The 10,573-nt window shown below is 70.0% G+C and carries 8 protein-coding genes; 5 read left to right on the top strand and 3 right to left on the bottom strand.

What is annotated here, in order from left to right; translation table 11 throughout:
- Window positions 1-347, top strand: a 347-nt coding sequence (locus DW309_RS03175; protein WP_168387157.1) for an amidohydrolase family protein, incomplete at its 5' end; no start/stop codon positions are given.
- Window positions 348-410: 63 nt separating this feature from the next.
- On the opposite strand, the gene DW309_RS03170 is transcribed toward DW309_RS03175, so the two are convergent.
- From DW309_RS03170 to DW309_RS03160, 3 genes are read right to left on the bottom strand one after another with little or no spacing between them, the layout of a single operon-like run.
- A complete protein-coding gene (locus tag DW309_RS03170; protein WP_136044536.1) occupies window positions 411-1,067 on the bottom strand; it encodes a GntR family transcriptional regulator in 657 nt (218 codons plus the stop codon).
- 19 nt (window positions 1,068-1,086) lie between these two features.
- Entirely contained in the window at window positions 1,087-1,692 is a 606-nt protein-coding gene (locus DW309_RS03165; RefSeq protein ID WP_136044535.1) for an SGNH/GDSL hydrolase family protein, read from the bottom strand.
- Complete coding sequence (locus tag DW309_RS03160; RefSeq protein ID WP_136044534.1) at window positions 1,683-5,753, bottom strand: Ig-like domain-containing protein; 4,071 nt, start codon at window positions 5,751-5,753, stop codon at window positions 1,683-1,685. Before DW309_RS03160 ends, DW309_RS03165 begins: the two co-directional genes overlap by 10 nt.
- A 332-nt stretch (window positions 5,754-6,085) precedes the next feature.
- Here DW309_RS03160 and DW309_RS03155 point away from each other — a divergent pair, with 332 nt between their 5' ends.
- The 4 genes from DW309_RS03155 to DW309_RS03140 form a co-directional block, all read left to right on the top strand.
- The gene (locus DW309_RS03155) at window positions 6,086-6,940 is read left to right on the top strand and encodes a carbohydrate ABC transporter permease (protein ID WP_205812600.1); all 855 of its coding nucleotides are present in this window, start codon (window positions 6,086-6,088) and stop codon (window positions 6,938-6,940) included.
- Window positions 6,937-7,842 (top strand): carbohydrate ABC transporter permease, encoded by a 906-nt coding sequence (locus tag DW309_RS03150; RefSeq protein WP_136029501.1) that lies wholly within the window; start codon window positions 6,937-6,939, stop codon window positions 7,840-7,842. Before DW309_RS03155 ends, DW309_RS03150 begins: the two co-directional genes overlap by 4 nt.
- Before the next feature lie 49 nt (window positions 7,843-7,891).
- Window positions 7,892-9,223: a type 2 periplasmic-binding domain-containing protein gene (locus DW309_RS03145; RefSeq protein WP_136044533.1), complete on the top strand. Its 1,332-nt coding sequence runs from the start codon at window positions 7,892-7,894 to the stop codon at window positions 9,221-9,223.
- Between the two features lie 10 nt (window positions 9,224-9,233).
- On the top strand, window positions 9,234-10,573 hold a 1,340-nt coding region (locus DW309_RS03140), incomplete at its 3' end, for a BNR-4 repeat-containing protein (protein WP_136044532.1).

Genomic DNA, 10,573 nt, shown 5'->3' with positions numbered 1-10,573 from the left:
CCGCGATCGTGGTGTGCCACCTGGGCCTCGGAGCGCGGACGGCCGACGGCACGTGGCGGGCAGCACTGGACGAGGCCGCGTCGGCGCCGGGGGTGTCGGCGAAGGTCTCCGGGCTCGACCTCTCGGCCCGCGGCGCGGAGGAATCGCGCGGCCTGCTACGGCTGGCGTTCGACCTCTTCGGCGCGGAGCGGCTGGCGTTCGGCAGCGACTGGCCGATGTCGACGCGGAGCATCGGCTATGCGGACGTGCTCGCCGCGACGCGCGCGGCGCTGCCCCGCCTTTCCGGCGCCGAGGAACGGGCGTTCTGGTCTGCGACCGCCGACCGCCTCTACCCCACGGGCGCCTGACCCCCGCCGTCTGTCTCGTCGCGCGGCGGCTGGCACGGAGTCGCGCGGGACGGCGCGGGAAGGTCAGGCGTCGTCGAGGAGGGTGCCGGCGGCGTGGCGACGGAACAGCGCGGACGCGGCCTCGACATCGCCCGCGTCGAGCACGTCGAGCAGCCCCTTGTGCCAGTCGGCCACCTCGTGCCAGTCGCCGGTGAACGTCGGGTCGCCCAGCACGTGCATCACCCGCAGGCTCGGCTCGAGCAGATCCCACATCCGCGGCAGGTACACGTTGCCGCTCGCCTCGATCACGGCGCGGTGGAACGTGAAGTCGAGCTCGCGGAAACGGGCGAGGTCGGCGGATTCGGCCGCCTCATGCATCTGCGCGATGAGCGACACGAGCTCGTCGCGGCGAGCGGCGTCGAGCGCGCCGCACGCGAGCCGGCCGGCCAGGCCCTCGAGCTCGACCCGGGCGACCTTGGCCTGCTCGGCCTCCTCGGCGGAGTAGCTCGCGACGAAGTTGCCCTGGTGCCGCACGTGCGACACCAGCCCCTCGTGCGCGAGGCGCTTGAGGGCGTCGCGCACGGGAGCCTGGCTCACCTGGAGCTGTCGCGCGAGCTGGGACTCGACGAGCTGCTCGCCCGGGGCGAGGGTCGACTCCTTGATCATCGCCTTGATCATCGCGTAGATCTGATCCGACAGCAGTCCTCGCTGCAGTCCCGCTGTGCCCAGAGCATCCGTCATGACCATCAGTCTACGTCCATTATCGACTATCGCTAATGGACGCGGCCGTGCGCCAGGCCTCGGCGATCAGCGCCGATCCGCGCGGCGTCGGATGCACGCCGTCCGGGGCGAGCTCCGCCACCGGCCGCCGTGTGGCGGCGGCCGTGAGCACCTCGTGGAGCGGCACGAAGGCGGCGCCATGCGACGCGGCCAGGTCGCGCACGACCGCCCGCTTGCCGTCGAGGTCGTCGAGCCACTCGCGCTGCTCCTCCGTCACCGGAAGGAAGTACGGCTCCATGAGGATCAGGCGGGGGCCCCGCTCCCCGGCGACGCCGGCCAGCAGCGGGTCGAGCGTCGCCCGGAACTCCTCCGCCGACGTCGGGTCGTCGCTGTCGAACCGTCGCCACATGTCGTTCACGCCGACGTACACGGTCAGCATCTCCGGCGCGGTCGGCAGGAGCTCGGAGTCCCACCGGGCGGCCAGGTCGCGCGCCCGGTTCCCGGCGATGCCGAGGTTCCGCACGGTCGCGCCGGCCGCCCGCAGCTCCGGGGCGAGGAGGGCCACGTAGCCGTCACCGAGGGAGTCGGGGTCGGCACGGTCGCGCCCCGCATCCGTGATGGAGTCGCCGATGAACGTCACTCGCACCGGGGCACCTCTTCCTCATCGTCCTTGAGCTTGGGCTTGACCGAGGTCTCCAGCTCGACCGTCGCGCCCGCGTAGGTCACGGTCAGCGTCTGGTGCGGACGCACCTTGCTGCTGTCGAACCCGCTCACCATATCGGCCGTGACCTGCTGCGTCGTGAGGGTGCCGTCGCTCCAGCGCACCCCGAGGATCATCCCGGTGACGTCGAGCTCCTCGCCGCGCAGGTAGCGGGTCTTGGGGTCGGCCTCCGCGGCCCAGCAGATGCCGGTCACGCTCGCGGGCGGCGGCGTGGGGCGCACGGCGAGGGCCGTCGTCTTGCCGTAGTGGTACACGTTGAAGAAGCCGTCCGCTCCGATGCGCAGGTTCTCTCGCGCATCCACCATGCTCCACACGGTCACGCCGTCCACCCGGAACACGATGCGCGTGCCCTCGCCCTCCGCGATCGCGCCGAACTCGATGCGGTGCGAGGTGTCGGGGGCGATGACGGTGTTGGGGATCGCGTCGAGCATCGTCTGACCGGGGGTCCAGCTCTGGAACTCGATCGTGTCCTGCTTGATCACCACGAGGTACCCGGTGTTGGAGTTCTGCCACGCGGGCACACCGGTCTGGTCGGACCGCGCCTGGAAGCCGTACCACCCTCCGGAGAAGGCACCGAAGTCCGCGTCGAACTGCAGGAGCGTGTCGCCGAAGCGCTCGCCCTCGTAGCCGTGCACCCCCTCGCCGCTGATCACCACGCCCGCGTCGTCGACGGCGATGTGGTCGGATGTGCTCCAGGCCGCGGGGTCCTTCAGCTGCGCGTCGAGCCGGGTCGTCGGGTACTCCGCGTCGGCGACGGTGACCGTCAGGGTGTCGCTGAACGCGGGGTCCGCGACCGAGGTGGCCGTGATGGTCGCGGTGCCTGCGGCGACGGCGGCGATGCGGCCGTCCGCCACCGTGGCGACCGCGGGGGCGTCGCTGGTCCAGGTCACCCTGGCGTCGCTGGCGTCCTGCGGGGCGACCGTCGCGGCGACCGTCCGCCGCTCCCCCACCGAGAGCGCCACCGCGTCGGCGTCGAGGGTGACCCCGGTCACGGGCACCCCGGAGAGGGAGAACCCGATGTCGTCGAAGTCCAGCGACGGGTAGTTCTCGACGTAGAAGCCCACGCGACCGGCCGCACCCGGCGCGGGATCGGCCCCCTCGAGGGCGATCGCGCCGTTGACGGAGATGCGGATCCGCCCGTCCTGGACCGCGATGCGCACGTGCGAGGTCGCACCGGGGACGAGGCCCTGCTCGGCGGGCACGACCTTCTCGGCGACCACCTGCCAGGCGTCGTCGAAGATGGTCCAGGTCGGGCCGGCCGCGGCCTGACGGAAGCGGATGTAGCCGCCGCCCTTGCCGTTGCGGTCGTACACGATGAGCCCCGCGTTGGTGGGCGTCGTCGCCGGTGTCGTCACGTCGAAGTCGAGCACGAACTCGGTGAAGTCGCGCGGCAGGATGCTGTTCGCGCCCTTGAGGATCCGGTAGACCTTGTCACCCGTGGCGTCGGCCTGGATGCTGCGGTTGGGGTCGGTCGCCCAGCCGTTCGATCCCGACTCGAAGTCGGTGAAGTGCAGCACGCCGTCGCCCTCCTCCACGATCACCTCGATGGTCGCGGTCTTGGCGGCGTCGGCCTTCGCGGTCGCCGTGATGGTCGTGGTGCCGGGGCCCATGCCCAGCACGACGCCCGTGTCGTCCACGGTCGCGACGGCGGCGTCGGCGGAGGCGTAGGTCACCGCGGTGTCGTCGGCGTTCCAGGGCAGCGGCACGGCGCGCACGCGCACCTGGTCGCCGGCGTCGATCGTGACCGAGTCGCTGTCGAACGCGATGTCCTCCAGCGGGACGGACTGCGGCTGCTGCGTCTGGCCGATGTGTCCGTCGACCCCGATCTCGCCGAACGCGATCGCCTCGAAGCCGGGGATCTGGTCGAACACGGCGGCGTCGGCCTTCAGCGTGTAGTCGCCGCCGGCGGCGTCGACGAACCCGGGGTCGGCGTCGGCCACCCAGTTGTCCTCGTAGTTCAGCAGGTTCTTGCCGTCCTTGGCGCCGTGCTCGTTGACGCCCGCCATGCGGGGGCGGTTCGGGTTCCAGACCACGTTCTCGGCGAACGTGCTGTGGTCCGGGAAGTAGTGGTCGTCCTCGAAGAAGTGCCCGAGCTCGGGGTACTTCTCCAGATACGGCGTGCCGACGAAGTCGTTGTTGTCGGCGAACACCTGCTGCCAGGCGGGCATGTAGTCCTTGTCGACGACGTTGCCCTCGTGGTCGCCCATCCACTGCTCGTAGTTGTCGTAGGGCGCGTAGGCGTCGACGAAGACGTTGTTGCGCGCCTCGATGTAGTCGGCGGATCCGCTCTTGATGGCGCCGTTGCCCATGTTGACGAACACGTTCTTCTCGATCGTGAGGTCCCACGTGAAGTTGTCGGCGTAGATGCCCTCGACGCCCGCCATGCCGGCGCCGATGTCGTGGAAGTAGTTCTCCCGGAAGACGTGTCCGCGCTGCTGCGGCGTCTTGCCGGAGTTCATGTAGATCGCGCCGAGGTCGTGGAACTGCTTGCAGACGTCGTACACCTCGTTGCGCTCGAAGAGGTGGTCGTTGCCGTGCACGATGATGCCGGGGTGCGGCGCGTCGTGGATCTCGTTGTTCTTGGCGACGTTGCCGACCCCGTCGAACATCACACCGGGGTTGTAGGCCTTGTGGTAGTACGCGAAGTCGGCGATCTCGGAGTTCTCGACCCGGTTGCGGCCCGGCTCGAGGGTGGTCTTGTCGCCGCCCTGGAGCACCACGCCGACGCCGCCGACGTGCGTGAGCCGGCTGTCGGTGACGGCGTGGTCGCGGCCGCCGCGGTTCACCGGGATGCCGTCGTAGGTATAGCGCCCCGGCGAGTTGATGAGCACGCCGCCGTCGGTGAAGTTGCGGATGTCGCTGTGCGAGATCGTGACGTGGGAGCCGCCGAGGATCACGGCGGCGGTGGCGCGACCGTACTCCAGGACGAGGTCGTCGAAGTTCACGTACGACGCCCCGTCGGCGCGCAGCATCGGCTCGTCGAGCGCGGTGACGGTGACGTCGCCGCGTCCGGACGTGAAGGCGGCGTTGGGGATGAGGTAGAGCTTCCCCGCCGCGCGGTCGATGTAGTACTCGCCCGGTGCGTCGAGCTCCTCCAGCAGGTTCTGCGCGAAGTGGAAGTCGGGGAACCAGCTCTTCATGATCCCGGACATCTCGCCGTAGCGGAGGGTGATCGTCTTCGCCGCGGTGTCGATGCTCTCGATCTTGTTGTACGACCACTCCCAGCTGTAGCCGAAGATGCCGTCCAGCCACACGTCGTCGGCCTGGGTCCAGTACTGGGGCCGGTCGTAGCCGTACGTGAAGGTGCCGCCGCGGTTCTGCAGATCCGGGTCGTTGCGGTCGGGGCCGACGTCGATGATGTCGCCCATCTGCACGGTGGGGGTGGCGGCGTCGGCGTTGGGCCAGCGCGCGAGCGTCATGCCCTGGCCGTCGATGAAGAGCTCCATCGGCGGGGTGGTGCTGACGTCGTTGGCCTTCCAGTAGCCGTGGCGGCTGAGCTGGCCGTAGTCGGTGATGCCGAGGCCGGCGAGGTCGACCGCGACCACCTGGTCGCGGGCGGCGGGGTCGATGATCCGGTCGGTGACGGCGGCGTCCTCGACGGGCGCGAACTCGTCGCGGGGCAGCGCGCGACCGCCGGTGAGCGTGGCGGTCTCGCCCGGATAGGAGCGGTAGGTGATCGGGGCGTCGGCGGTACCGGAGTCCTGCTCGCCGATCTCGAACGAGGCGCTGCGCGGGTACTCGCCCTCGCGCAGGTAGACCGTGAGGCCGTCTGCGGGGATCTGCTCGTCGGCTTTGAGTGCCCGGATGCGGTCCCTGGCTCCCTCGAGGGTGGCGAGCGGGTCGTCCTTGGTGCCGGCGGCGTCGTCGTCACCCCCCGGTGCGATGTAGAGGGCGTCGTCGTCGACCGCGGCCGACGCCGCGGGGGCGACGCCGAGGGCGGATCCGAACACGGCGGCCAGGGCCAGTCCTGCCAGCACACGCTTCATTGCGTCTCCGAACTCTCGATTCCCGCGCGAAGAGCTCGCGCGGTGCCGCAGCGGGGCGGCTGCACAGGACCCTACCCAATCGATAATCGACCATCAAGGATCGATTCTTAAGTATGCGCAGCGCTTCACAGATTTCACAGTTCATACCAATTCATCACTCTTGGGCTCTCCGGTTGACGAGCCCGTAATCTGCCGGAAATACTGAGGAAGCCCGAGACCGCACCGCGAGCGTGCGGACACATCACCCCAGGCCAAGGATGACCTAGATGACAGAACAGACCATTTCCTCACAGATAGGAACAGGTCGCCGCCCCCGTCGCCTCTCCGACGGGATGTTCGCGCTCCTCCTCACGGCCCCCGGCCTCGCGCTCCTCGCCGCGGTCGTCGTGTACCCGCTCATCACCGCGCTGATCACCGCGTTCTACAAGCAGAGCCTCGTCGAACCGGGACGCGAGTTCGTCGGCTTCCAGAACATCGTCGACGTCCTCACCGGGGAGTTCGTCCAGCTCCTCGTGCAGACCCTCGTCTTCACGCTCGGCACGACCATCGCGCCGTTCGTCATCGGCTTCGGTCTCGCGCTCGCCCTCAACACGCGCATCCGCGGTGCCAAGGTGCTGCGCGGCCTCATGCTCATCCCCTGGCTGATCCCCGGCGTGGTCGTGTCGTTCCTGTGGATGTGGATCTTCAACGCCAACTACGGCGTGCTCAACGCGGCCCTGGAGACCGTGGGACTCATCGACTCCCCGCAGGCGTGGCTCGCGAACCCCACCACCGCCATGATCGCCGTCATCGTCGCGAAGACCTGGCAGTCGTTCCCCTGGATGATGGTCATGCTCCTCGCCGGCCTGCAGACCGTCCCGATCGAACTGCACGAGGCCGCGGAGATCGACGGCGCCGGGACCATCCGCCGCTTCTTCTCCATCACGGTCCCGCAGATGAGCGGCATCATCGGGCTCGTGATCCTGCTGGAGTTCATCTGGAACTTCCAGCACTTCGACATCATCTACGTCCTCACCGGCGGCGGCCCCGCCGGCTCCACCCAGACCTTCGCCACGGCGGTGTACGAGACCGCGTTCGACGGCTTCGACCTCGGTCACGCCGGCGCGATCGGGCTCCTCTGGATGGTCCTGCTGATGGCGCTCGTCGTCGTCTACGTCCGCCTGTCCGAAAAGGGAGAGAAGCGATGACCGCCGTGCTGACCGAGGAGACGGTGACCGCCGTCGCCGCCCCGCCCGCTCCCCCGCGGCGCCGCCGCGCCCGCGCCGACCGCCGCGCCTCCACCATCAGTGCCTGGATCGCCGTGGTCGTGTTCGGCGGGTTCGCGCTGCTGCCCGTGTACTGGCTGCTCGCGACCTCCCTCACCCCGCGCACCGAGGTGTTCAGCTACCCGCCCAAGCTCTTCCCCACGGAGATCACCTTCGAGGCCTATGCCGCGCTCGCGAACAACCCCGCACTGTTCGGCTACCTCCGCAACAGCATCGTGGTCTCGGTCATCACCGCGATCCTCTCGGTGCTGGTCTCCGCCTACATGGGCTACGCGTTCTCGAAGTTCCGCTACCGCGGGCGCCGCAGCCTCATGTACTTCGTGCTGGCATCGCAGATGTTCCCGCAGGCGCTGCTGCTCATCACCCTCTACGCGGTGTTCTCGGCCTACGGGCTGCTGAACACCTACACGGCGCTGGTGCTGTCGTTCACCACGTTCACGCTGCCGCTGTGCGTGTGGATGCTGAAGGGCTTCTTCGACACGATCCCGGACGAGCTCATCGAGGCCGCCCGCGTCGACGGCGCCTCCCGGATGCGCATCATCCACTCGATCGTCCTGCCGCTCGCGGCCCCCGGCCTCATCGCCGCCGGACTGTTCGCGTTCGTCCGCGGCTGGAACGACTTCATCTTCGCCCTCACCCTGGCCGGACCCGACAAGCAGACCCTGCCGCCCGGCCTCGTCAACACGTTCATCGGCGAGGCGTCGACCGCCTGGCCGGAGCTCATGGCGGCCTCGCTCGTGGTCTCGCTCCCCGTGGCCATCGCGTTCATCGCCCTGCAGCGCTTCCTCGTCGGCGGTCTCACCGCCGGCGCGGTCAAGGGCTGACCCGCACCACCCCTCACCCGCAGTCCCTCGAAGAAGAGAGAGCACCCCCATGTCCGAGAACACCACCGTCTCCCGTCGCCAGCTCCTCCAGTTCGCCGGGCTCGGCGCCGCCGGCCTCCTGCTCGCCGGCTGCATGCCGAGCGGCGGCGGCAGCGGCTCCACCAGCCCCGCGTCGTCCGCCGGCTCCGCCTTCGGCACCGGCGACTTCACCGCCACCGACTTCTCGTTCTCGAGCTGGTCGCTCACCGAAGAGGCCGCGGCCCCGGCCACCCGCGCCCTGCTGGAGGGCTACACCAGCGCCCAGAAGGTCGGCATCACCGAGGTGTCGTTCCCCTACAACGAGTACTTCAAGCAGCTCATGCTGCAGGTGCGCGGCGGGCAGTTCACGGGCGCCGCCCACGTCGACGTCGCCTGGCTCGCCTCCCTCGCCGCCCTCGGCAAGCTCGAAGACGTCTCCGTGCTCACGAAGGACCGCGGCTACACGGCCTCCAGCCTCGAGGCCACCCAGCTCGACGGCGTGCAGTACGCGTTCCCGTGGACCATCGGCGCGATCGGCCTCATCACCAACTCCGAGATCCTCGACAAGGCCGGCATCTCGCAGTTCCCGACCACGGTCGACGACTTCGAGTCCTCGCTGAAGAAGCTCAAGGGTCTCGGCGGCGGGCTCATCCCCTACGCCGCCTCCACCAAGGCCGCCCAGCTCAAGGACATCCTCATCTGGATGCAGACCTTCGGTAGCGACCTCGTCAAGGACGGCGAGGTCACGATCGGCGACGACGCGAGCATCGAGGCGGTGTCCTGGTACAAGTCGCTGTACGACCAGGGCCTCATCGCCGCCGACGTCGACCGCTTCGACGCCCGCTCCCTGTTCGCGCAGGGGCGTGCCGCCATCTACGACGACGCCCCGGTGGGCCGCGGCTCCGTCACCAAGGACTCGCCGGACCCGGACCTCGCGTCCAAGCTCGTGCCCGAGTCGCGGCCGGTCCTGAAGAAGGGCGACACCCCGCGCGCGCTCGTGTGGGGCGGCGCGATCGCGATCGTCGGCGGAGGCGAGGGCGACAGCGCGCGCACCGCCGCCGACTTCGGGCAGTGGGCCACGAGCGACCTCGACGCCGTGCTCGGCGACTACGAGCTGCGGGGCCTGCCGCCCGTGACCGAACAGGCCCAGACGTCCGAGGTCGTCTCGTCCGATGCGTTCGGCGCCCGCTTCGCGGAGAAGATCACCGCGACCGCCACCACCAACCCGTTCTGGCAGTTCCCCCAGTACGCGCAGATCGAGACCGCCATCGCCGACCGCGTGCAGGCCGTGCTCGTGGGCCAGCAGAGCGCCAAGGACGCCATGTCCCAGGCCGGCGACGAAGCGCAGAAGCTGCTGGGCTGAGGCCGCCGCCATGTCCTTCCGCTCGAAGACCGGCGCCGCCGTCGCCGCCGTGGTCGCCGCCGTCGCGCTCGCCGTGCCCGCACAGGCCGACGTCACGACCACCACCGTCGAGACCCTGCCCGTCACGGTCGACAGCTCCAACCAGTCCGGCTGGTGGAACCCGCTCGTCGTCGTCGGCGACCGCACCTTCTTCGCCTACAACGTGCCGGGCTCGGTCGCCGCGAAGCACCGGGTGAACGTCGCCGTGCGCACCGCGGACGGCACGTGGACCTCGGGGTGCCTGAAGCTCGCCACGGGCGTCTGCGCCGAGTACGACGACGACAACGGCCACAACCAGCCGTCGCTCGCCGTCGACGGGAACGGACACATCCACGCGTTCGTGTCGATGCACCACGAGCCCTGGAAGTACTTCCGCTCCACGACGCCGTTCGACGTCACCTCGCTCGTCGACGTCAGCGCCGAGATGCCCGACGCCGGTGCCGCGATCTCGTACCCGGTGACCGCCCAGGGCGCAGACGGGGACGTATGGCTCATGGTCCGCGTCGGCGCCGACCCGCAGGCCCGCAGGGACGGCGTGCTGTACCACTACGATCCCGCCGTCGGCACGTGGGCCCGCGAGACCGTGATCGCCGCCGCCGTCAACCACTCGTTCTACCCGGACGACCTCGAGGTCGATGCCGACGGCAGGGTGCACGTGCTGTGGGAGTGGGGGCCCTGGCCCGCCGACCCCTACCGTCACCTCGGCTCGTACGCGGTGTACGACCCGGCCACGGGCGGCTTCCGCGACGTCGCCGGCCAGGCCCTGCCCACCCCGATCCGTCCGGACACCCCCGGGGCGGTCGTGTGGCGCGGGTACGAGCAGGGCGAGACCATCGGCGACGCCGTGCCCGCCGTGCAGACCGCGAAGATGGCGATCGCCGACGGCGCGCTGGTCGGTGTCACCTACCGCTACGCCGACACGACCGAGAACGACTTCGACGTCCGCTGGGCCACCTGGAACGGCTCGGCCTGGACGAGCGAGACCCTCGTGGACACCGGCGCCCTCGGCAGCGGCGTGCAGACGATCGCCGCGCTGGACACCACGACCGCGGGCTCCGAGACCCGTGTCTACGCCGTGGTCTCGGTGCAGGACTGCGGAGTGACCCGCACGCAGACGGTGCTGCTGTCGCACACGACCGGCGCGTCGGGCTGGGCGGTCGAGGCCGTCGGCGACCCGACCACCGGGCAGCAGCGCCTCCGGGCGGCCACGCGCGATGACGGCACCGATGTGGTGTACCTGAGCGCACCCGCGGTTCCGGGCGGCGGCACCCTCCGCCACGCCGAGGTGCCGCGCGACGGGCAGCAGGGCGG

Origin of the sequence: Microbacterium sp. K41, from assembly GCF_004794395.1 — a bacterium.
GTDB lineage: Bacteria > Actinomycetota > Actinomycetes > Actinomycetales > Microbacteriaceae > Microbacterium > Microbacterium sufflavum.
This window is presented reverse-complemented; position numbering and strand designations above follow the sequence as displayed.